At 73.9% G+C, this 22,881-nt stretch carries 19 protein-coding genes; 8 read left to right on the top strand and 11 right to left on the bottom strand.

Going from position 1 to position 22,881, the window contains the following annotated elements:
• The first annotated feature begins 125 nt into the window (after positions 1-125).
• The 6 genes from ACIA5F_RS21100 (at position 126) to ACIA5F_RS21125 (ending at position 4,547) form a co-directional block, all read left to right on the top strand.
• The gene (locus tag ACIA5F_RS21100) at positions 126-800 is read left to right on the top strand and encodes an amino acid ABC transporter permease (RefSeq protein ID WP_399355146.1); all 675 of its coding nucleotides are present in this window, start codon (positions 126-128) and stop codon (positions 798-800) included.
• Complete coding sequence (locus ACIA5F_RS21105; RefSeq protein WP_399355148.1) at positions 797-1,693, top strand: amino acid ABC transporter permease; 897 nt, start codon at positions 797-799, stop codon at positions 1,691-1,693. The genes ACIA5F_RS21100 and ACIA5F_RS21105 overlap by 4 nt, the downstream gene beginning before the upstream one ends.
• Before the next feature lie 154 nt (positions 1,694-1,847).
• Entirely contained in the window at positions 1,848-3,425 is a 1,578-nt protein-coding gene (locus tag ACIA5F_RS21110; RefSeq protein WP_399355150.1) for an FAD-dependent monooxygenase, read from the top strand.
• 32 nt (positions 3,426-3,457) lie between these two features.
• Complete coding sequence (locus tag ACIA5F_RS21115; protein WP_399355190.1) at positions 3,458-3,544, top strand: putative leader peptide; 87 nt, start codon at positions 3,458-3,460, stop codon at positions 3,542-3,544.
• Positions 3,545-3,621: 77 nt separating this feature from the next.
• Positions 3,622-4,161 carry a cysteine dioxygenase gene (locus ACIA5F_RS21120; RefSeq protein WP_399355152.1) on the top strand — a complete coding sequence of 180 codons (540 nt, stop codon included), beginning with the start codon at positions 3,622-3,624 and terminating at the stop codon, positions 4,159-4,161.
• Positions 4,158-4,547, top strand: a complete 390-nt coding sequence (locus ACIA5F_RS21125; RefSeq protein WP_399355154.1) for a rhodanese-like domain-containing protein — start codon at positions 4,158-4,160, stop codon at positions 4,545-4,547. Before ACIA5F_RS21120 ends, ACIA5F_RS21125 begins: the two co-directional genes overlap by 4 nt.
• Before the next feature lie 233 nt (positions 4,548-4,780).
• Here ACIA5F_RS21125 and recX read toward each other — a convergent pair whose 3' ends face one another.
• Together recX and recA are read right to left on the bottom strand one after the other, a co-directional pair.
• Entirely contained in the window at positions 4,781-5,341 is a 561-nt protein-coding gene (gene recX / locus ACIA5F_RS21130; protein ID WP_399355156.1) for a recombination regulator RecX, read from the bottom strand.
• A 3-nt stretch (positions 5,342-5,344) separates the two neighbouring features.
• On the bottom strand, positions 5,345-6,484 hold the full coding sequence (recA, locus tag ACIA5F_RS21135) for a recombinase RecA (RefSeq protein ID WP_399355158.1): 1,140 nt from the start codon (positions 6,482-6,484) through the stop codon (positions 5,345-5,347).
• A 336-nt stretch (positions 6,485-6,820) separates the two neighbouring features.
• Here recA and ACIA5F_RS21140 point away from each other — a divergent pair, with 336 nt between their 5' ends.
• Entirely contained in the window at positions 6,821-7,699 is an 879-nt protein-coding gene (locus ACIA5F_RS21140; RefSeq protein WP_399355160.1) for a TIGR04222 domain-containing membrane protein, read from the top strand.
• 50 nt (positions 7,700-7,749) lie between these two features.
• Here ACIA5F_RS21140 and ACIA5F_RS21145 read toward each other — a convergent pair whose 3' ends face one another.
• A complete protein-coding gene (locus ACIA5F_RS21145; RefSeq protein ID WP_399355192.1) occupies positions 7,750-8,865 on the bottom strand; it encodes an AI-2E family transporter in 1,116 nt (371 codons plus the stop codon).
• Positions 8,866-9,088: 223 nt separating this feature from the next.
• Positions 9,089-9,283 (bottom strand): DUF3046 domain-containing protein, encoded by a 195-nt coding sequence (locus tag ACIA5F_RS21150; RefSeq protein WP_399355162.1) that lies wholly within the window; start codon positions 9,281-9,283, stop codon positions 9,089-9,091.
• Between the two features lie 163 nt (positions 9,284-9,446).
• On the opposite strand from ACIA5F_RS21150, the gene ACIA5F_RS21155 reads away from it, so the two are divergent.
• The gene (locus tag ACIA5F_RS21155; RefSeq protein WP_399355164.1) at positions 9,447-14,078 is read left to right on the top strand and encodes a DEAD/DEAH box helicase; all 4,632 of its coding nucleotides are present in this window, start codon (positions 9,447-9,449) and stop codon (positions 14,076-14,078) included.
• 784 nt (positions 14,079-14,862) lie between these two features.
• On the opposite strand, the gene ACIA5F_RS21160 is transcribed toward ACIA5F_RS21155, so the two are convergent.
• From ACIA5F_RS21160 to ACIA5F_RS21190, 7 genes are all read right to left on the bottom strand, one after another.
• A complete protein-coding gene (locus ACIA5F_RS21160; RefSeq protein ID WP_399355166.1) occupies positions 14,863-15,090 on the bottom strand; it encodes a hypothetical protein in 228 nt (75 codons plus the stop codon).
• A gap of 376 nt (positions 15,091-15,466) precedes the next feature.
• A complete protein-coding gene (locus ACIA5F_RS21165; protein WP_399355168.1) occupies positions 15,467-15,847 on the bottom strand; it encodes a helix-turn-helix domain-containing protein in 381 nt (126 codons plus the stop codon).
• Positions 15,848-15,956: 109 nt separating this feature from the next.
• A complete protein-coding gene (locus ACIA5F_RS21170; protein ID WP_399355193.1) occupies positions 15,957-16,457 on the bottom strand; it encodes a CinA family protein in 501 nt (166 codons plus the stop codon).
• Positions 16,458-16,522: 65 nt separating this feature from the next.
• Positions 16,523-17,179, bottom strand: a complete 657-nt coding sequence (gene pgsA / locus ACIA5F_RS21175; protein ID WP_399355170.1) for a CDP-diacylglycerol--glycerol-3-phosphate 3-phosphatidyltransferase — start codon at positions 17,177-17,179, stop codon at positions 16,523-16,525.
• Positions 17,176-18,666 (bottom strand): 30S ribosomal protein S12 methylthiotransferase RimO, encoded by a 1,491-nt coding sequence (gene rimO, locus ACIA5F_RS21180; RefSeq protein ID WP_399355172.1) that lies wholly within the window; start codon positions 18,664-18,666, stop codon positions 17,176-17,178. The genes pgsA and rimO overlap by 4 nt, the downstream gene beginning before the upstream one ends.
• A 126-nt stretch (positions 18,667-18,792) precedes the next feature.
• Positions 18,793-19,674, bottom strand: a complete 882-nt coding sequence (locus tag ACIA5F_RS21185; protein ID WP_399355174.1) for a helix-turn-helix domain-containing protein — start codon at positions 19,672-19,674, stop codon at positions 18,793-18,795.
• Positions 19,675-19,885: 211 nt separating this feature from the next.
• Positions 19,886-22,711, bottom strand: coding sequence for a DNA translocase FtsK (locus tag ACIA5F_RS21190; protein ID WP_399355176.1), 2,826 nt, complete (start codon positions 22,709-22,711; stop codon positions 19,886-19,888).
• Between the last annotated feature and the right edge of the window lie 170 nt (positions 22,712-22,881).

Below are 22,881 nucleotides of genomic sequence, written 5' to 3' on the forward strand. Positions count from 1 at the left end.
CCCGCCCGCGCGGGGGGCTGGTGCTCTGAGCCCCCCGGCGCCCCCGGCGGCGCCCCCCCCCCCCCCCCCCCCCCCCCCCCCCCCCCCCCACCTCACCGGCCATCCTGGGGAGAGCGCAGGGCATCGTGTTCGATTTTCTTGATTCGGGGCAGTACGACCTGCTCGGAGCCTTCTGGGTGACGGTTCAGCTCACCCTCTACTCGGCCGTGGCATCCCTGGTCTGGGGCATCGCCCTGGCCGGGATGCGGGTCAGCCCGGTCCCGCTGCTGCGGACCTTCGGCACCGCGTACGTCCACGCGGTGCGCAACACCCCGCTGACCGTGCTGGTCATCGCCGCCTCGCTGGGTCTGAGCCAGACCCTCGACATCAGCCTGGGCGGCGGCACCTTCAAGGAGACCGGGTTCCGGCTCGCCGTCCTCGCGCTGAGCGCCTACACCGGCACCTTCGTCTGCGAGGCGCTGCGTTCGGGCATCAACACCGTGCCCGTGGGCCAGGCCGAGGCGGCCCGCGCCCTGGGGCTGGGCTTCGTCCAGGTACTCACCCTGATCGTGCTGCCCCAGGCGTTCCGGGCGGTCGTCGCACCGCTCGCCAACGTCCTGATCGCCCTCACCAAGAACACCACGGTGGCGGCGGCCATCGGCGTGGCCGAAGCGGCCCTGCTGATGAAGGAGATGAACGAGAACGAGGCCCAGGCGGTCTTCGCCGTCTTCGGGGTCTTCGCCCTCGGGTTCTGTCTGCTGACCCTGCCCACCGGCCTGCTGCTGGGCTGGGTGGCCAAGCGCGTGGCGGTGAAGCGATGAGTTCCGTGCTGTACGACACTCCCGGTCCCAGGGCCAAGGCCCGCAACTGGATCTACACGGGCGTCTTCCTCGTCCTGGCCGGACTCGGCCTGTGGTGGGTCCTGGCCGTCATGGCGGACAAGGGCCAGCTCGACGCGGCCAAGTGGACGCCCTTCGTCACCGACGGCAAGATCTGGACGACCTTCCTGATCCCCGGCCTGCTGGAGACGCTCAAGGCCGGCGTGATCGCCATGGTCATCGCGCTCCCGCTGGGCGCCCTGCTCGGCATCGGACGCCTCTCCGACCACGCCTGGGTCCGGGTTCCGGTCGGCGCCGTCGTCGAGTTCTTCCGCGCCATCCCGGTGCTGATGCTGATGCTGTTCGGCTTCGCCCTGTACTCGCAGTTCACCGACATAGCCTCCGACTTCCGGCCGCTCTACGCCGTGGTCACCGGCCTGGTCCTGTACAACGCCGCCGTGATCGCCGAGATCGTCCGGGCCGGGGTGCTCTCCCTGCCCCGGGGCCAGACCGACGCGGCCAAGGCCATCGGCATGCGCAAGGGCCAGACCATGGTCCACGTCCTGATCCCGCAGGCCGTCACGGTGATGCTGCCCGCCCTGGTCAGCCAGCTCGTGGTGATCCTCAAGGACACCGCGCTCGGCGGCTCCCTGCTCGGCCTGAACGAACTCCTGTCGATGAACCGGCAGATCTCGGCGAACTACAGCAACACCATCGCGACCCTCGTCGTGATAGCCGTGCTGTACATCGTCGTGAACTTCGCCCTCACCTCCTTCGCCTCCTGGCTGGAGGGACGGCTGCGCCGCTCCAACAAGAGCACCGGCACCGCCTCCGGTACCGCCACCGAGGCGGCCAAGGCCGACTCCATGGCGACCGGCGGCAACTCCGGCGGCTGACGCGGAGCCGTCCGGCCGACGCGGCGGACGTGGTGCGGCGCAGCTCTCGCGCCGCACCACGAGCGCGTCCGGCCCCCGGGCGTCACTTGACGCAGGCACCTCCAGTGGGTTGCATACACTCTGTGATCACATACCGGACACCGGGAGCCACCTCATGGACCCGGTGATCGTCGTCGGCGCGGGGCCCGTCGGACTCTCCCTCTCCCTCGCCCTGGCCTGCCAGGGCGTGCCCAGCGTCGTCCTCGACGAAGGGCCCGGCAAGGACGAACCCCGCCCGGCCCGCACCGTCGTCCTGCACGCCGGCCCGGCGGCCATGACGCACCGGCTGGGCTGCACGACCCTGCGCGACGAGGGGACGCACTTCGCGGCCTGGCGCACCATGCGGCGACGCCGGCCCGCCCAGCGGATCACCTTCGAGGACCACCCGGCCCCCCTGCACCTTCCGCAGCACGCCCTGACGCGCGGGCTGCGCGCCGCCGTCGCCGCGCAGCCCCTGGTCCAACTGGTCACCGGCACCCGGCTGGACGCCCTGGAGCAGGACGGCCACGGCGTCACCGCGCACACCCGGGGCACCGAGACCACCTGGTGGCGCGGGAGCCACCTGGTCGGCTGCGACGGCGCCCGCTCCACCGTCCGCAAACTGCTCGGCATCCGCTTCCCGGGCCGCAGCGCCGTGGAACGGCACGCCGTGGCCGCGCTGCGCACCGAACTCCCCTGGCCCGGCGAAGCGCTGCTGCACCACAGCCCGCCCCGCGAGGTCACCGCCCGGCCGCTGCCCGACGGGGTGTGGCGGCTGGACTGGCTCCTCCCGCCCGGCGACGACCTGGTGACCCCGGACGCGCTGGTGACCCTCGTCCGGGACACGCTCGCGGTGTGGTGCGGGGGCACGACACCCCCCTACGGCCTCCTCGACACCGGGGTCCACACCCTCCACCACCGCCTGGCCCGGCGCTGGCGCGACGGCCGCGCCTTCCTGGCCGGGGACGCGGCGCACCTGCTGGGCGCGCTCGGCACCCAGGGGGTCCAGGAGGGGCTCCGGGACGCCGAGAACCTGGCCTGGAAGCTCTCCCTGGCCTGGCACCAGGGGGCCTCCGAAGCCCTGCTCGACAGTTACGAGGCCGAGCGCCGCACGGCGGTCGCGGCCCGGCTGCGCGCCGCCGACCAGGCCATGCCCGTCCTGCGCGGCGCGGGCGGAATCCGCACCTACCTGCCCGGCGCCGCCCGGACCGGTGAACTCCGCCTCACCGACGGCCACCTGGGGCGGGGCCCGCTGGGCGCGGAGCCCTCGTACGCCCCGCCGATGACCGCGCACGAGGTCCCGGTCGAGACGGAGCCGGGCGCTCCGGTGGCCGACGTCCCGGTGACCGCGCCCGACGGCTCGACCGTGCCGCTGCGGGACCTGCTCGGGCGGGGCCGGCCGCTGGTGCTCCTGGTCGCCCCGGGCACCGGGGTCTGGGACCGGCGGCACTGGCTGAGCGCCGGTCTGATGCCCCGTCTCGCGGAGGCGGTGGAGGCCCTTCCGGTCCGCGCCGACCTGGTGGTGGCGGACGGCTACCCGGGGGCCCCGGCGCACACCGTGCTCCTGATCCGCCCGGACGGGCACCTGGCGGCGACCTTCGCGGGGGTCCGCCCGGCGGAGCTGTACGAGGCGGCGGACGCCGTCCGCGCGGGCGCCCCGGAGCCGTTGCCCTCGCCCGCCCCGTTCACGACACCCACGCCAGTGATCGATTGACCCTCCGTCGGACTCGTGGTTCACTCGCCGACATGACCGGCAACAACGTGCGCCTGTGGCGGAGGGTCCATATGGACCTGCTCCGCTACGCGGGCTGCGTGTGTCGCCCTTCCTGCTGATTCGCCCTCCCTTCCGCGCGCCCCGCGCCGTCACCGGCCCGCGCGCGCCTCCGCGAACCCAGGAACGGTCCCCTCCCATGTCTGCACCCGCGTACGTCCCCGTACCCTCCGTCGCCCCGGCCACCGGCCCCACGGCCGCCGAGCTCCTCGACTTCGCCCTCCGCACGGCCGCCGACCCCGAGGTGGTGGGCGCGCTGCCGCTCGACCCGGAGGGCCGCACCTGGATCCGGCTCGACGGTCCCGCCGGCAGCGAGGCGTGGCTGATCGGCTGGCCGCCGGGCGCCGGCACCGGCTGGCACGACCACGCCGAGTCCCGGGGCGCGTTCGCCATCGCCCGGGGCCGCCTCACCGAGCACTCGCTGGCCGTCCGGCTGCCCTCGGAGGGGTGGCGTTCCCTGCACCTCACCTCCGGGCTGGACCGCAGCCGCGACCTGGCGGCGGGCTCCGGGCGGGCCTTCGGCGAGCACCACGTGCACGAGGTCCTCAACGAGTCCCCGGGCGAGCACGCGGTCTCGGTCCACGCGTACTACCCGCCGCTCCCGCTGATCCGCCGTTACGGCCGCAGCGGGCCCGTGCTCACCCTGGAGCACGTCGAGCGCCCGGCGGACTGGCAGTGAGCGCCCCGACCGGCATCGACGAACTGCTGGAGCGGGTCCGCGCGGGCTACACCCGGCTGACCCCGCGGGAGGCGTACGCCGCCTCCCGCGCCGGGGCCCTGCTGGTGGACATCCGCTACCAGGCCCTGCGCGAGCGCGACGGCCTGATCCCGGGCGCGGTGGTGATCGAGCGCAACGAGCTGGAGTGGCGCCTGGACCCCCGCGGCTCCCACCGCATCCCGCAGGCGACCGGCCACGACCTCCAGGTGGTGGTGGTCTGCAACGAGGGCTACGCCTCCTCCCTGGCCGCGGTCTCCCTCCACGCCCTGGGCCTCCGCCGCGCCACGGACCTGACCGGCGGCTTCCAGGCCTGGCGCGCCTCGGGCCTGCCCACCACCGCCCCGTGACCCGTCGGCCCCCGTCCTGACCCGTCGGCGTCCGGGCAGGGGGCAGCGGCGCGGGGTACGCGGGCGGGTCCCCCGCCACACCTGGGCCCGGCGCGCGGTGACCACGGGCCGGTGCGGGGGGCCGGTGTCACCACAGGCCGGCCGGGCCCCCGTACCGCTCCGGCCGGGCGGGCCCGCTCCCCCGGGCGGGCCCCCGCCTCACCTCGCGGGGGCGCCCGGGTGGCGACGGGGCGTCATTCCCCGGGGTGCCCCAGCTCCTCGGCGTCCTCGCCCTCCGCCTCCAGGGCCCGTCTCACCACCCGCAGGGCCATGCCCTCCGGGTATCCCTTGCGGGCCAGCATCCCGGCGAGGCGCCGCGTCCTCTTGTCCCGCTCCAGCCCCCGGGTGGCACGGAGTCTGCGCTCCACGAGCTCGTGGGCGGTCCGTTCCTCCTGCTCGGGGTCCAGCAGTTCCAGGGCCTCCTCCACGAGGCTGCCGTGCACCCCCTTGGTCCGCAGCTCCTGGGCGAGTGCCCGCCGGGCCAGGCCCCGGCCCCGGTGGCGGGACTCGACCCAGGCCCCGGCGAAGGCGGCGTCGTCGATCAGGCCCACCTCCTCGTACCGGGAGAGGACCTGCTCGGACACCTCCTCGGGGATGCCCCGTCTGTCCAGCGCGTCCGCGAGCTGGCGCCGGGTGCGCGGCATCCCGGTGAGCAGGCGCAGACAGATCGCCCGGGCCTGCTCCTCGGGGCTCTGGGGCGGCAGTTCCCGGCGGCCTTCACGGCCGCCCCCACCGCCCCTTTCCTGCTCCCGCACGGGTCAGCTCTTGGCCACGGCGGCCTTGGCCGTCGTCTTGGCCTTCGAGGCCGGGGCGGGCACGGTCGCGGTCTCGGCGGTGGCACCGGCCGCCTCCGCACCGGTCTCGGCGGCGGCCTTGGCGTCCTTGGCGTCCTTGGCGTCCTTGCGGACACCGACGCCCAGCTTCTCCTTGATCTTCCGCTCGATCTCGTCGGCGAGATCCGGGTTGTCCTTCAGGAAGTTGCGGGCGTTCTCCTTGCCCTGGCCGAGCTGGTCACCCTCGTACGTGTACCAGGCACCCGCCTTGCGGACGAAGCCGTGCTCCACTCCCATGTCGATCAGGCCGCCCTCACGGCTGATGCCCTGGCCGTAGAGGATGTCGAACTCGGCCTGCTTGAAGGGCGGCGCGACCTTGTTCTTGACCACCTTGACGCGGGTGCGGTTGCCGACCGCGTCCGTGCCGTCCTTGAGGGTCTCGATCCGGCGGATGTCGAGCCGCACGGAGGCGTAGAACTTCAGCGCGCGGCCACCGGTGGTGGTCTCGGGCGAGCCGAACATCACACCGATCTTCTCGCGGAGCTGGTTGATGAAGATGGCGGTGGTCTTGGACTGGCTGAGCGCGCCGGTGATCTTCCGGAGCGCCTGGCTCATCAGACGGGCCTGGAGACCCACGTGCGAGTCGCCCATCTCGCCCTCGATCTCCGCACGCGGCACCAGGGCCGCCACGGAGTCGATGACGATCAGGTCGAGCGCACCGGAGCGGACGAGCATGTCCACGATCTCCAGGGCCTGCTCGCCGGTGTCCGGCTGGGACAGGATGAGGTTGTCGGTGTCGACGCCGAGGGCCTTCGCGTACTCGGGGTCGAGCGCGTGCTCGGCGTCCACGAAGGCGACGGTGCCGCCGGCCTTCTGCGCGTTGGCCACGGCGTGGAGGGTCAGGGTCGTCTTGCCGGAGGACTCCGGCCCGTACACCTCGACCACCCGGCCGCGGGGGAGCCCGCCGACGCCGAGGGCGATGTCCAGCGCGGTCGATCCCGTCGGGATGACGTCGATGGGTTCGTTCGGCTTGTCGCCGAGGCGCATGACCGCGCCCTTGCCGAACTGCCGTTCAATCTGTGCGAGCGCGGCGTCGAGAGCCTTCTCGCGGTCGGTGCCTGCCATGGGTTCCACCCGATTTGCTTGAGTCGATCGCTTCACGTCGTCGACGCTAGCGCCTGCCACTGACAACGGGCCTCCACGGCCGTCCCGGCTGTGGACAACCCATAGGAACAGACGTTCGCTTCCTCTGTCGATTTCACCCCATCCCGCGCCCCTGACCTGCGAGAACATCGGTACGGGCCTGCCGTCCGGACCGCCGACGAGCCATCCGACCACTGCCGGACGGCCACCCCTCCCCCGCACGGCCATTGCCCTGCCGGGCCGGGTGTCCCACACTCGGGACGAAACGCGCGGAGCCGGGGGGCAGCGGTGTCGGTCTGGGTTCTCATCTTCCTGGGGGTGGCCGTACCCCTCCTCGGCCTGGCCTCCGCCCACGTCCCGCTCCACCGCAGGCTCTACCCCCGCGACCGGCCGGAGCGCGCGGACCGCGCTCCGCTCACGCTCTACGAGGCCGCTTACCTGCACCGCGGCCGGCCGGGCGTCGCCGAGGTCGCGCTGACCGCCCTCCACCTGGCCGGGCGGCTGCCGGCCGAGGACGAGGACCGTCCCTCCCCCGGCCGGAGCCCCGCCGGAGCGGCTCCCCCGGACGATCCCCTCCAGGCCGCCGCCCTCGGACTCCTCGCCACCACCGCCCTCCCGCACCTGGACGGGCTCCGCATACTCCTGGCCCACTCCCCCGCCGTCACCGCGGTCGAGGACGCCCTGGTCGGACGGGGCCTCGCGGTCGATCCCCGGCTCCGCAGACGGGTCAGGCGCGTCGAGCTGGCCCGGGTGCTGTCGCTGGTCGCCGTCGGGCCGATGACGGTCGCCGCCTGCTGGGCCGACACGCTCGGCGGGCAGGGCAACGGCTCGCGCCCCCTGGTCGCCTTCCTCACGCTCGTGCTGGTGACGGTGGTGCTCAGCCGGTTCTCGGGGCCCGCGCGTCCCGAGGTCCACGCCACGGAGACCGGCCGGCGGCGCGGCCGTGAGACCTCCGTCGACGAGACGTGGGCCCCCTGGCTCGCCCCCGGGGTCCCGATACCCGCGGCGGCCTCGGACACCCTCGTCCGGGTCGCCCGCGAGGGCGTCTCCCGCCACGACGGCTCCGCGCCCCTGGCCGCCCGCCTCAGCCCCCTCGGACCCGCCCGGCCCCCTACCCGCCGCTCCGGGGCCTCCGGCTTCTCCGGTACCTCCGGCGCGGGATGCGGCAGCGGCGGGGGGTGCGGCGGCGGGGGCTGAGAGCCTGGCCCCGCGACCGGCACGAACCGCCGTCACCGGGTCAGACCGGGTCAGACCGGCTCCTCCCGCGGACCGGGCCGGGGGCCCCGCCGCCCGGGGAACCGGATGCGGTGGCGGGAGGTGGAGACCTCCGCGTCCCACGTGAGCGCGTACCGCTTCACGTACGCGCCGAGGAACGCCTGCAACGTGGCGACGGCCGGGATCGCGATGAGCGCCCCGACCGCGCCCAGCAGCGCGGTGCCCGCGATGACCGAGCCGAAGGCCACCGCCGGATGGATGTCCACGGTCCTCGACGTCAGCTTGGGCTGGAGGACGTAGTTCTCGAACTGCTGGTAGATCACCACGAACCCGAGCACGTACAGCGCGTACCAGGGGTTGACGGTGAAGGCGATCAGCATCGGCAGCGCGCCCGCCAGGTAGGTGCCGATGGTGGGGACGAACTGCGAGACCAGCCCCACCCACACCGCGAGCGCGGGCGCGTACGGGACGCCGAGCACCGCGAGCAGGATGTAGTGCGCGATCCCCGAGATCAGTGCCATCAGCCCGCGCGAGTAGAGGTAGCCGCCCGTCTTGGCGACGGCGATCTCCCAGGCCCGCAGCACCTCGGACTGCTTGGCGGGCGGCAGGACCGAGCAGAGCGCGCGGCGCAGCCGTGGCCCGTCGGCGGCGAAGTAGAAGGAGAACAGGCCGATCGTCAGCAGCCGGAAGAGGCCGCCGAGCACCGTCGTGGAGACGTCCAGGACACCGGTCGCGCTGTTCTGCACGTACTTCTGGAGCGAGTCGGAGTGGAGCAGGCTGGTCTGGATCTCCAGCCGGGAGAACTCGGTGTGGAAGGTCGTGTTGATCGAGTCGATCACCGAGTCGAGATAGCGCGGGAACCCTCCCACCATGTCGACGATCTGCCCGGCGAGCATCGAGCCGAGCAGGGTGAGGAAGCCCACGCTCGCGACGGTCACCCCGAGGAAGACGAGGAAGGTGGCGAGGCCCCGGCGCATCCCGCGGGCCGCCATCCGGGCCACGGCGGGCTCGATCGCGAGGGCGAGGAAGAACGCGATCAGGATGTTGACGAGCAGCCCGATCAGCTGGTGGAAGGCCCAGCTGCCGAGCTGGAAACAGGCGACGAGGGCCAGGACGAGCACCACCGCGCGCGGCAGCCAGCGCGGCATCCGAGCCTCGTCCCGGGCGGTGCGGCCGACCCCGGAGGGCGGTCCGTCACCGTCGTCGGGGGCGCTGTCGTCCGGTACGGGGCCGGGCTCCCGGCCCACCGGGTGCGCCGGCGACGGGGGCTTCGCACCCTGGGTGAGTACGTGCTGGTCGGTCGTCTCATCGGTGGCTGCCACGGGTCCCAGTCTGGCCCACCCGGTACCGGTTCACGCAGCCAGGACGGGTTCAGCGCAGCGCGGCGGGGACGTCCATCGCCGAACACACCGCGCGCCAGACGTCCTTGGCCTCCCAGCCCGCGTCCAGCGCCTGGTGGACGGTCCGGCCGCCCAGTTCCGTCATGACGTGGTCCCGCGCGAAGGAGTCCGCGTAGCCCGCGCCGAAGTGCTCCGCCATCCGTTCCCAGAACATCGTCAACCGCATGCGTCCAGTATCCCGCCCCCACGGAACGCACCTGCCCGCCGGGCGGCGGCGACCGGCCACCACGCCCGGGCGCCCCCGACGGCCCCGGCTCCGGGCGCCCCTCCCGGCGGGGGCGTCCGCGCAGGTCCGGCCGGTTGTCAGTGGCCGGGTGCACGATGGGGGCATGGCCACTGCCGCGCTCGGTCCGTTCTCGCCCGCGACCCGTTCCTGGTTCGCGGGGGCCTTCGCCGCGCCCACCGCCGCGCAGGAGGGCGCCTGGCGGGCGATCGGGGCGGGGTCGGACGTGCTGGTCGTGGCGCCCACCGGCTCCGGCAAGACCCTGGCCGCCTTCCTCGCCGCCCTCGACCGGCTGGCCTCCACCCCGCCGCCCGCCGATCCGAAGAAACGCTGCCGGGTGCTGTACGTGTCCCCGCTGAAGGCGCTCGCGGTGGATGTGGAGCGCAATCTCCGCAGCCCCCTGACGGGTATCCGGCAGGAGTCCCTCCGGCTGGGCCTGCCCGAGCCGGAGATCCGGGTGGGCATCAGGTCCGGGGACACCCCGCCCGCCGAGCGGCGGGCCCTGGCGACCCGGCCGCCGGACATCCTGATCACCACCCCCGAGTCGCTGTTCCTGATGCTGACCTCGGCGGCGCGGGAGGCCCTGTCCGGGGTCGAGACGGTGATCCTGGACGAGGTGCACGCGGTCGCCGGGACCAAGCGCGGTGCCCATCTCGCCCTCTCCCTGGAGCGGCTGGACGAGCTGCTGCCCCGCCCGGCGCGCCGCATCGGCCTGTCGGCGACGGTCCGTCCGGTGGACGAGGTGGCCCGGTACCTCGCGCCGCGCGGCAAGGTGGAGATCGTCCAGCCGCCGTCGGACAAGGTCTTCGACCTGTCGGTGGTCGTCCCGGTGCGGGACATGGGCGAGCTGGGGGGCTCCCCCGCCACCGAGGGCCGGGAGGGCGGGGACCGGCCGTCGATCTGGCCGCAGGTGGAGGAGCGGATCGCCGATCTGGTGCAGGCGCACCGCTCCACGATCGTGTTCGCCAACTCCCGCCGCCTGGCGGAGCGGCTGTGCAACCGGCTCAACGAGATCGCCTACGAGCGCGCCCTGGGCGAGAAGCTGCCCGAGGGGCCGCCCCCGGCCGAGATCATGGCCCAGTCGGGCGCGGCGCGGGGCGCCCCGCCGCTGCTGGCCCGCGCCCACCACGGCTCGGTCTCCAAGGAGCAGCGGGCGCTGGTGGAGGAGGACCTGAAGGCGGGGCGGCTGCCCGCCGTGGTCGCCACCTCCAGTCTGGAACTGGGCATCGACATGGGCGCGGTGGACCTGGTGGTGCAGGTGGAGTCGCCGCCCTCGGTGGCCTCCGGGCTCCAGCGGGTGGGCCGGGCCGGGCACCAGGTGGGCGCGGTCTCGACCGGTGTCGTCTTCCCCAAGTACCGGGGCGATCTGGTGCAGGCGGCCGTGGTCATCGAGCGGATGCGCAGCGGGTCGATCGAGTCCCTGCGCGTCCCGTCCAACCCCCTCGACGTGCTGGCGCAGCAGCTCGTCGCGATGGTGGCGATGGACACCTGGCGGCTGGAGGACCTGCTGGCGCTGGTACGGCGGGCCGCGCCGTTCGCCGCACTGCCGGAGTCGGCGTTCACGGCGGTGCTGGACATGCTGGCGGGCCGTTACCCGTCGGACGCGTTCGCCGAGCTCAGACCGCGGGTCGTCTGGGACCGGACGGCGGGGACGGTCACGGGCCGGCCGGGGGCCCAGCGGCTGGCGGTCACCTCCGGCGGCACCATTCCCGACCGCGGCCTCTTCGGCGTCTTCCTCGCGGGCGCGGACCCGAAGAAGGGCGGCGGCCGGGTCGGCGAGCTGGACGAGGAGATGGTGTACGAGTCCCGCGTCGGGGACGTCTTCACCCTGGGCACCACCTCCTGGCGGATCGAGGACATCACCCGGGACCGGGTCCTGGTCTCCCCCGCTCCCGGGGTGCCGGGGCGGCTGCCGTTCTGGAAGGGCGACCAGCTGGGGCGCCCGCTGGAGCTGGGCCGGGCGGTCGGCGCGTTCCTCCGGGAGCTGGGCGCTCTCACCCGGGAGGAGGGCGGGCTGCGGCTGCTGGCGGCCGGTCTGGACGGCTGGGCCTGCGACAACGTCCTGGACTACCTCGCGGAGCAGCGGGAGGCCTGCGGCCACGTGCCGGACGACCGGACGATCCTGGTCGAGCGGTTCCGTGACGAGCTCGGCGACTGGCGGGTCGTCGTCCACTCCCCTTTCGGCGCCCAGGTGCACGCCCCCTGGGCCCTGGCCCTGGCCGCCCGCCTCACCGAGCGGTACGGGATGGACGCGCAGGTGATGCATGCGGACGACGGCATCGTGCTCCGCCTGCCCGATGCCGATCTGCTGGGCACGGACCTGCTGGACCACGATCCGGCATCCGTCCCGGCCTTCACCTCCGGCGGCTCCGGTTCCTCCGGCGGCTCCGGCGCTTTCGGGGCCGAGGGCGGGCCGCCCCCGCTGGGCGCGGCCGACATCGCCTTCGACCAGGGCGATATCCAGCGGATCGTCACCGACCAGGTGGGCGGCTCCGCGCTCTTCGCCTCCCGGTTCCGCGAGTGCGCGGCCCGCGCCCTGCTGCTGCCGCGCCGTAGTCCGGGCCGCCGGACCCCGCTGTGGCAGCAGCGCCAGCGCGCCTCCCAGCTCCTCCAGGTGGCCTCGGAGTTCGGCTCGTTCCCGATCGTGCTGGAAGCCGTCCGGGAGTGCCTCCAGGACGTCTTCGACGTGCCCGGTCTGACCGAGCTGATGGGGGACATCACGGCGCGCCGCGTCCGGCTGGTCGAGGTCACCACCCCGGAGCCCTCCCCCTTCGCCCGTTCCCTCCTGTTCGGGTACGTGGCCCAGTTCCTCTACGAGGGGGACTCGCCCCTGGCCGAGCGCAGGGCGGCGGCGCTCTCGCTGGACTCCCGAATGCTGGCCGAACTGCTGGGCCGGGCGGAGCTGCGCGAACTGCTGGACGCGCGGGTGCTGGAGGAACTGGAGCGCGAGCTCCAGTGGCTGACCGGGGACCGGCGGGCCAAGGACGCGGAGTCCGTGGCCGACCTGCTGCGCCTGCTGGGTCCGCTGACCGGGGAGGAACTGGCCGCGCGCGGGGCCGACCCCTCCTGGGTCACCGGCCTGGCCGCCGCCCGGCGGGCCGTCCGGGTCCGGATCGGCGGCGCGGACCACTGGGCCGCGATCGAGGACGCGGGCCGGCTGCGGGACGCGCTGGGCACCGCGCTGCCCGTGGGGGTCCCGGAGGCGTTCACGGAACCGGTGAAGGACCCGCTGGGCGACCTCCTGGCCCGGTTCGCCCGGACCCACGGGCCGTTCACCACGGACGTGGCCGCCGCCCGCTTCGGTCTGGGCGCGGCCGTCACGGAGGGCGCCCTGCACCGGCTCGCGGCGGCGGGCCGGGTCGTTCGGGGCGAGTTCCACCCGGCCGGCATCGGCCAGGAGTGGTGCGACGCGACGGTGCTGCGCAGGCTGCGCCGCCGCTCGCTGGCCGCGCTGCGCCAGGAACTGGAACCGGTCCCGCCGAGCACGCTGGCCACCTTCCTCCCCCGGTGGCAGCACCTGGGCGGGGCCCTGCGCGGTATCGACGGCCTGGCCCGTGCCGTCGAACAGCTCCAGGGAGCCCCCGTCCCGGCCTCGGCGCTGGAGCGTCTGATCCTTCCGTCGCGGGTGAGCGGCTACTCCCCCGCCCTGCTGGACGAGCTGACGGCGACCGGCGAGGTCGTCTGGGCCGGCGCGGGTGCCCTCCCGGGCAAGGACGGCTGGATCTCCCTCTACCTGGCGGAGGCGGCCCCGCTGCTGCTGCCGCCCCCTCACCCCCTGGAGCTCACCCCCCTGCACCGGGCGGTGCTGGACGCCCTGGCCGGCGGGTACGGCCTGTTCTTCCGCCAGCTCGCCGAGGCCGTCCGCGTCCGGCATCCGGAGGCGACCGACCCGGCCCTGTCCGAGGTGGTCTGGGAGCTGGCCTGGTCGGGCCGGCTGACCAACGACACCCTGGCCCCGCTGCGCTCCCTGCTGGGATCGGGCCGCACGGCCGGCGCCACCGCCCACCGGGCCCGGCGCACCGTCCCGCGCGGCCGGTACGGGACCTTGAGCGCGACGGTGTCCCGCACCGGCCCGCCCACGGTCTCGGGCCGCTGGTCCCTCCTCCCGGCCCAGGCCCCGGACCCGACCCACCGGGCACACGCCCTGGCCCGCACCCTGCTGGACCGGCACGGGGTGGTCACCCGGGGCGCGGTCGCGGCGGAGGGGGTGGAGGGCGGTTTCAGCGCGGTCTACCGGGTCCTGTCGGCCTTCGAGGACAGTGGGCGGGCCCGCCGGGGTTATGTGGTCGAGGGGCTGGGCGCGGCGCAGTTCGCGATGGACGGCGCGGTGGACCGCCTCCGGGCCGCCGAGCGGACCCCGCCCCCGCTGGAGGCGGTGGTCCTGGCCGCCGCCGACCCGGCGAACGCGTACGGAGCGGCCCTGCCCTGGCCGGAGCCCCCGGCCGGGTCCGCGCACAAGCCGGGGCGCAAAGCGGGCTCCCTGGTGGTCCTGGTGGACGGCGAGCTCGTCCTGTACCTGGAGCGTGGCGGCCGGACCCTGCTCGCCTGGCCCCCGGCGGAGGACCCCCGTCTCGCCGCGGCGACGGCCGCCCTGGCGGCGGCCTCCCGCGCGGGCACCCTCCCCTCCCTGACGGTGGAACGCGTCAACGCCGCCCCCGCCCTGACCTCCCCCCTCGCCCCGCACCTGGAGTCCGCCGGCTTCCACGCCACCCCCCGCGGCCTGCGGCTGCGCCCCTGACCCGCCCCGGCACCCCGCCCCGCCCCGACCGCGCACTCCGGGGAACCGCACCGCCCGCGACCGCCGCCGGGCGGACCATGTGCCCATGCCCGAGGGGGACAGCGTCCGGCGCACCGCGACCCACCTGCACGCCGCCCTGGCGGGCCGGCCGCCGGTCCGCTGCGACCTGCGGTCCCCCGCCCGGCCAGCGCCGACCTCACCGGCCGCACCACCCTCGGTGTCGTCCCGCGCGGTAAACACCTCCTCGCCCGCTTCGAGGGCGGCCTCGCCCTCCACAGCCACCTCCGCGTGGACGGCGCCCGGCACGTCTTCGCCGCGGGCCTGCCCTGGCGCGGCGGCCCGGCCCACGAGATCCGGGCCGTCCTCGCCACCGCGGAGCGCACCGCCGTCGGCTACCGCCTCCCCGTCCTGGAGCTGCTGCGCACCTCCGACGAGGACCGGGCCGTGGGCCACCTCGGCCCCGGCCTCCTCGGCCCGGACCGGGACGCCGACCGGGCGGCGGCCGACCTTCTCGCGGCTCCCGGGCGCCGCCCCTTGGACGAGGCCCTGCTCGACCAGCGCGACCTGGCCGGGACCGGCACCATCCACAAGGCCGAGCCCTGCTTCCTGGCCCAGGTCACGCCCTGGAGCCCGGCCGGCTCGTTCCCCGAACCGGATCTCCGCCACCTGGCCGCCGCCGCCCACCCCTGCTGGCCGCGAACGCCGGCGTGCGCCCCGGCCGCGAGCTGTTCGTCCACGGCCGCTCCCGCCACACCAGCCTCACGCACCCGTCACACACCACCGGTCACCCGTCACCGGTCACCCGAACGGGACCCACCGAACCCGCTGAACCCACCAGCCTCACCCGGCTCACCACACGACCCAGCCCCGGCAGCACCAACCCCACCACCGGCACCTTCACCACCGGCAGCCCCAGAACCGGAACCAGAACCGGAGCCAGAGCCAGAACCGAGCGACCCGGAACCGAAGGACCCGAACGAACCGGCGCTTTCACCACCAGCACCATCAGCACCCCCGACCCCACCCCCACCGGCCCCACCCCCACCGTCACCGTCCCCGGCCGATGCCCTCCGGGCCCTGCCCACCGGCCCCGGCACACAGTGGACCGGCAGCAGCCCCAGCCCCCATCCGCCCAGGGCCACCGCGCCCTCCACGAGCCCGGAGCCGGCCGGGGCCAGGGCCAGGCGCAGCACGGCCCACCACCACAGCACGCCCGCCACCAGCGCGAGGGGTATCAGTAACGGCCGCACGGCTACCTCCCAGGGGCCGGGGCCCGGACGCGCCCATCCTCCCGTACCCCCCTCGCCCCCGCACCCAGAACGGCACGGAGCCCCGGTCGGTGCGTCACGCACCGACCGGGGCTCCGGCCACACTCATAGGTCACGCACTCACGCGGCTACGACGTTCACCGCTTCCGCAGGCGCCTTGATGGTCACCCGCTCCGGCCCGACCGCGACCGAGGCCATGGAGACCGAATTGAGCATCGGGCGTACCGGTGCGGGCACCGGTTCACTTGCCGCGGCCGACTGTGCCAGCTCGGCCAGGGACAGTTCGTCACTGACCTCGCGCATCAGCTCGGACATCCGTACGTCCAACGCGTCGCAGATCGCGGAGAGCAACTCGGAGGATGCCTCCTTCTGCCCCCGCTCCACCTCGGAGAGATAGCCGAGCGAGACTCGGGCCGACGAGGAGACTTCGCGCAGAGTACGGCCCTGGCGCTGGCGCTGCCGACGCAGCACGTCACCCAGCAGGCGACGGAGCAGAATCATCGGTGGCTCCCTCCTCTGACCGTGTAGCCGCATCCTTCACGCCCCACCGTACCGCCTCGCGCCGCGGCCGTGCGGGGAGCGATGTCGTGTTCACTCAGGGCTGCAAACATCAAATCCCCCCGTTCTGTTCCGTATCCTGCCTCCGCGCATTCTCGCGGAGTTGGCTTGAGAGAAGTTCGAGCACTGTGCGTGCACTCTCCCTACGGATTTCCGTACGGGAGCCGTTCAACCTCAGCCGGACCGTTTTCCTGGCCCCCGGACCCGCCACGGCGACGAAAACCGTGCCGACCGGCTGTCCGTCCTGGGGATCGGGGCCGGCGACCCCGGTGGTCGCGATCCCCCAGGTGGCGCCCGTGACCCGGCGCACGCCGATCGCCATCTCCTGCGCGACCTGCGCGTTCACCGCGCCTTCGGCCGCCAGCAGCTCCGCGTCCACCCCGAGCAGCGTGTGCTTGAGCTCCGTCGCGTACGCCGTGACCGAACCGCGGAAGGAACGGGAGGCGCCGGGGACGGCCGTGAGTTCCGCGGCCACCGTCCCGCCGGTCAGCGACTCGGCGACGGCGAGGCTCTGGTCACTCTCCGCAAGGAGGCGCAGGACCTGCCCGGCCAGTTCGGCGGCCCCGGCGCGGTCCCCCGCACCGGCGCCCGCCCTTGCGGAATCCCCGGCCCCGTATGTCACCTCGCGGCCCGCTCCGCGGCCAGGCCCTGGCGGCGCAGCACGATCGCCTGGCGGATGTAGTCCAGGCCGGTGACGACGGTCAGCACCACGGCGAGCGCCATCACCCAGAAACGCAGGGTGGCCAGCGGACCGGTCAGCACGAGCACGTACATGCCCACCGCCGTGCCCTGGGCCAGCGTCTTCATCTTGCCGCCCCGGCTGGCCGGGATCACGCCGTAGCGGATCACCCAGAAGCGCAGCAGTGTGATCCCGAGCTCGCGCCCGAGGATCACCCCGGTCACCCACCACGGCAGTTCGCCGAGCCAGGAGAGGCAGATCAGCGCCGACCCCATGATCGCCTTGTCGGCGATGGGGTCGGCGATCTTGCCGAAGTCCGTGACCAGGTCGTACGTCCGGGCGAGGTGCCCGTCGAAGATGTCCGTGATCATGGCGACGGCGAACGCCGCCCAGGCCCAGGCCCGCCAGACGGGGTCGTACCCGCCGTCGGCCAGCAGCAGGAGGACGAATCCCGGCACGAGGACCAGCCGGATCATCGTCAGGATGTTGGCGATGTTCCACAGGCTGGCCTGGTTGACCGCCGCGGCTCCCAGCTTCGCGCCGGGCGCGGGCCGGCGGCCGGTCCCGCCCGCCGCGGACGCCGGGACTCCGGTCATCCGGCCGCCTCCTCGAACTCCAGGCCCAGGGGCTCGGCCACCAGGTCCACACCCAGGGTGGCGACCACCTTCGCCGTCACGATACGTCCGGGGACCAGGCCCGTGCTGTCCGTGAAGACGACCTGGCCGTCGGTCTCGGGCGCCTGGTGCTCGGCGCGCCCGTACGCTCCTTCGCCTTCCTCGTCCACCGCTTCCACGGTTTCGACGAGTACCTCCAGGGTCTCCCCGATCCGCTCCTCCGCGCGCTGCGAGGTGAGCTCCTCGGCGAGGCGCTGCATGTGCGCGAGCCGCTCGGCGATGGTGTCCGCGTCGAGCTTGCCCTCGTAGGTGGCGGCCTCGGTGCCGTCCTCGTCGGAGTAGCCGAAGACGCCGATGGCGTCGAGCCGGGCGTGGGTGAGGAAACGCTCCAGCTCGGCGAAGTCGGACTCCTTCTCGCCGGGGAAGCCGACGATGAAGTTGGACCGTACGCCGGCCTGCGGGGCCTTGGTGCGGATGGTGTCCAGCAGCTCCAGGAACCGGTCGGTGTCACCGAAGCGGCGCATGGAGCGCAGCACGTCGGGGGCCGAGTGCTGGAAGGACAGGTCGAAGTAGGGGGCGATCTTGGGGGTCGAGGTGAGGACGTCGATCAGTCCGGGCCGCATCTCCGCGGGCTGGAGGTAGCTGACGCGGACCCGCTCGATGCCGTCGACGGCGGCCAGCTCGGGCAGGAGGGTCTCCAGCAGCCGGATGTCGCCGAGGTCCTTGCCGTACGAGGTGTTGTTCTCGGAGACCAGCATGATCTCCTTGACGCCCTGCTCGGCGAGCCAGCGGGTCTCGCCCAGCACGTCGCTGGGGCGGCGGGAGATGAAGGAGCCGCGGAAGGACGGGATGGCGCAGAAGGAGCACCGCCGGTCGCAGCCGGAGGCCAGCTTGACGGAGGCGACGGGGCTCTTGTCCAGGCGGCGGCGCAGGGGTGCGCGCGGCCCGGAGGCGGGGGCGAGCCCGTCCGGCAGGTCGGCGGGGGCCGCCGCGGCGGGCTCCTGGGCGTGGCCGGGGAGCGCGACGTCGGCGTCCTGGCGGGCCGCCGGGCTGATCGGCAGCAGCTTGCGCCGGTCGCGCGGGGTGTGGGAGGCGTGGACGCCGCCGTTGAGAATGGTCTGGAGGCGGTCGGAGATGTCGGCGTAGTCGTCGAAACCGAGGACTCCGTCGGCCTCGGGGAGCGCTTCGGCGAGTTCCTTGCCGTAGCGCTCGGCCATACAGCCGACGGCGACGACGGCCTGGGTCCTGCCGTGATCCTTGAGATCGTTGGCTTCCAGGAGGGCGTCTACGGAGTCCTTCTTGGCGGCTTCGACGAAACCACAGGTGTTGACGACGGCTACGTCCGCGTCGGCGGCGTCCTCGACGAGCTCCCAGCCATCCGCCGCCAAGCGGCCTGCGAGCTCCTCCGAGTCCACCTCGTTACGGGCGCAGCCAAGGGTGACAAGGGCGACGGTACGGCGTTCGGGCATGGACTCAAGACTACTTCGTCCCGGCACCGGCCCCCGCCCCCGTTCCCGCCACGAAGGCCCGACAGCCGGATTCCCGGGGTGCGGCGCCGCACCCCGGGAATCCGGAACCACCTGTTCAGCTGCGGCTCAGCCCGCCTGGGCCTGCTCCTGGCCCGGGTCTTCCTTGGTGTAGGTGAGGCGTTCCACCTGTCCCGGCTGGAAGTCGTCCTTGATCTCCTTGCCGTTCACGAAGAGCTTCACGGCCCCGGCGTCGCCGAGTACGAGGTCGATGGAGTCCTTGTCGGTGAAGGTCTTGGACTGGCCCCGGGTGAGGGTGCCGTCGAAGAGGAGCCTGCCGCTGTGGTCCTTCGCGGAGATCCAGCTCTCGCCGGTGTCGGCCGTCAGGACGACCGTGACGAGGTCCTTGGGCGCGGCGGCGATGGCGCTGTCCGAGGGCTCCGGCCTGGGCGACGGGGGCGGGGAGGCCGGCTTCCCGCCGCTCTGCTTGGGGGCGGGCTGCGGGGCGGCGGCGTCCGCCGCCGGCCGCTTGGCCTGCTCGTCCCCGCCGCTGAAGGCGGTGAAGCCGACGAATCCGGTGACGGCGACGATGGCGGCGACCATGGCGGCGGTCCAGTTGGGCCGCTGCCGCTCGGGCCGGATGCGTTCGGCCTCGAACATCGGCGCGGCGGGCGTCGGGGCGGGCCGGCCCCCGTGGGCCGCGTCGTAGCTGTCGACCAGGGGCGCCGGGTCGAGGTGGACGGCGCGGGCGAGCGTGCGGATGTGGCCGCGGGCGTACACGTCGCCGCCGCACCGGGTGAAGTCGTCCTCCTCGATCGCGTGCACGATCGGGATGCGCACGCGGGTGGTGGAGCTGACCTCGTCGACGGTGAGCCCGGCGGCGATCCGGGCCTTCCTGAGCACCGTCCCGATGGACGGCCCTTCGGCGGGACGCTCGACGATGCGGTCCTCGGACCGGGCGTCGGCCGAAGTCCGCTCTTCTTCGGGGGAGTGGGAGTTGCCGATGGACACGAGGGCGCCTTTCGAGCGTGTAGCCACCTGCTGGATGCCCAGTCTAGGGGGGTGACGAAAGGGTGGGGCAACCGGAGGACGGTCTCCCTACGCCATCCGTATGGCGGGTGGAGGACCGGTCCGGGACGTCGGCTGCGGCGCCGTTCGCGGCGCTGTCGCCGTCTCTCTCAACGGGACGTGGGCCCGGGGGAAACGGTTGCCCGGCATATCGTCACGGAGGGGTCTCCCCCCGGATGACGGCGAGGACCCCGTCGAGTTCGTCGGCCTTGACCAGGACGTCCCGCGCCTTGGACCCCTCGCTGGGTCCGACGATCGCCCGCGACTCCATCAGGTCCATGAGCCGGCCCGCCTTGGCGAAGCCCACCCGGAGCTTGCGCTGGAGCATGGAGGTCGACCCGAACTGGGTGGAGACCACCAGTTCCGTCGCCTGGCACAGCAGCTCCAGGTCGTCGCCGATCTCCTCGTCGATCTCCTTGGTCTGCTTCTGCCCGACGGTGACGTCGTCGCGGAAGACGGGCGCCATCTGGTCCTTGCAGTGCTGGACGATCCCGGCGATCTCCTCCTCGGTGACGAAGGCGCCCTGCAGGCGGACCGGTTTGTTCGCCCCCATCGGCAGGAAGAGTCCGTCACCTTTGCCGATCAGCTTCTCGGCGCCCGGCTGGTCGAGGATGACCCGGCTGTCGGCGAGCGAGGAGGTGGCGAAGGCGAGCCGCGAGGGCACGTTCGCCTTGATCAGGCCGGTAACCACGTCCACGGAGGGCCGCTGGGTGGCGAGGACCAGGTGGATGCCAGCGGCGCGGGCCAGCTGGGTGATGCGGACGATCGAGTCCTCCACGTCACGCGGGGCCACCATCATCAGGTCGGCCAGCTCGTCGACGATCACCAGCAGGTACGGGTAGGGGCTGAGCTCCCGCTCGCTGCCCGGCGGCAGTTTGATCTTGCCGTCCCGGACGGCCCGGTTGAAGTCGTCGATGTGCCGGTAGCCGAAGGCGGCCAGGTCGTCGTAGCGCAGGTCCATCTCGCGGACCACCCACTGGAGCGCCTCGGCGGCCCGCTTGGGGTTGGTGATGATCGGGGTGATCAGGTGCGGGATGCCCTCGTAGGCCGTCAGCTCGACCCGCTTGGGGTCGACGAGCACCATCCGGACGTCCTCCGGCGTCGCCCGGACCATGACCGAGGTGATCAGGCAGTTGATGCAGGACGACTTGCCGGAACCGGTGGCTCCGGCGACCAGGACGTGCGGCATCTTCGCGAGGTTGGCCATGACGTAGCCGCCCTCGACGTCCTTGCCGAGCGCGACCAGCATCGGGTGGTCGTCCTCGGCCGCGTCCGCGAGGCGCAGCACGTCCCCCAGGTTGACCATCTCGCGGTCGGTGTTCGGGATCTCGATGCCGACGGCCGACTTGCCCGGGATCGGGCTGATGATCCGGACGTCCGGCGAGGCCACGGCGTAGGCGATGTTCTTCGCCAGCGCCGTGATCCGCTCGACCTTGACGGCCGCGCCGAGCGTCACCTCGTACCGGGTCACGGTCGGGCCCCGGGTGAAGCCGGTGACCTGCGCGTCGACCTTGAACTCGGTGAACACGTTGGTGAGCGAGGCCACGACCGCGTCGTTCGCGGCGCTGCGGGTCTTGCCGGGCCCGCCACGCTCCAGCAGGTCGAGCGAGGGCAGGGCGTACGTGACGTCCCCGCGCAGCTGGAGCTGTTCGGCGCGGGCCGGCAGGGGCTGGTCCTGTGGCGCGGCCTTGGTCAGGTCCGGCACCGAGAGGGTCCCGGCGGCCGCGGCGGTGGTGGCGTGCGGCTGCCCGCCCCCGGCACCCGCGCCGACGCCCGCGCCGGCCGGTGCGGGCGGTACGGACGGAACTGGGGGGACGGACGGGACGGGAGGGACGGCGCCGGGAACGGCGCCCGGCGGGTGTCCCCCGCGGGCGGCGGGCACCGGGGTGGTGGCCTCGGTGCCCGCCCGCCCGCCGGAGATCCCCTGGGTGAGGTCGGCGACCAGCGGGGACGGCGGCAGCCCGCCGTACACCACCCCGTCCAGGGCGGCGGCGGCAGCGGCGGCCACGTCGACGGCGTCCATCCCCCGGTCCGCGGCCGGTCCGCCCGGGGCCCGCCGCGGCCTGCGCCGCCTGGCGAGCGCCTCCTCCTCGGCGGCGGCGCCGGGGTCCGCCGGGTCACCGGCGCGGGCCCGCCACTGCTCCGGGTCGTGCCGGCCGGCGGCCCCGTACTCCTCGTCGTACTCGTTCGGGGCGATGACCCCGAGCCTGATGCCCAGCTTCCGCAGCCGCTGCGGGATCGCGTTGACCGGGGTCGCGGTGACCACGAGCAGCCCGAAGACCGTCAGCAGCAGCAGCATCGGCACGGCCAGCGGCGCGCCCATCGTGAAGATCAGCGGCTTGGAGGCGCCCCAGCCGATGAGCCCGCCCGCGTTCTGCATGGCGGTGGTGCCGTCGTCCCGGCCGGGCGCCCCGCAGGCGATGTGCACGAGGCCGAGGACGCCGATGGTGAGCGCGGAGAGACCGATGCCGATGCGCCCGTTGGCGTCGCTCTGTTCGGGATGGCGCATGAAACGGGCCGCCATGACCCCGAGCAGGACGGGGACGAGCAGATCCAGTCGTCCGAAGGCGCCGGTGATCAGCATCGTGACCAGATCACCGACGGGACCGGTCAGGTTCGACCAGGTTCCGGCGGCCACGATCAGCGTGAGGGCGAGGAGCAGCAGTGCCACGCCGTCCTTGCGGTGGGCGGGGTCGAGGTTCCTGGCACCCCGGCCGATCCCGCGGAAGAACGCGCCGACCCCGTGCGCGCAGCCGAGCCAGACGGCCCGCACCAGCCGCACCACACCCCCGGTGGAGGACGGCTCGGGCTTCTTCGGCGCGGCCTTCCTGGCCGGGGCGCGGCGGGGCGCCGCGGTCTTCTTCGCGGGAGCTCTGCCCGCGGGAGCCGCCTTCTTCGCCGACGCCGTCGTACGGCCGGGGCGGCCCTTCGCGGTGCCCGCGGTGCTCTGGGAACCCTTGCCGGACGTACGTGAGGCCATGGGCCCGAGGTTACCGGTGCACACCCCGGGGAACGTGCGTGCCCACCCCTTCACCCGTTCGTGTCGCCCACTCCACGCCCGCTTTGACACGCCCCTTGACGCACCCCCTCGACGCGGCCCCGGAGCTGACACACCCCCACCCGCCCCGGCCCACCGGGCCGGTGCGCGAC

The organism is Streptomyces sp. NPDC051567 (assembly GCF_044454165.1).
GTDB lineage: Bacteria > Actinomycetota > Actinomycetes > Streptomycetales > Streptomycetaceae > Streptomyces.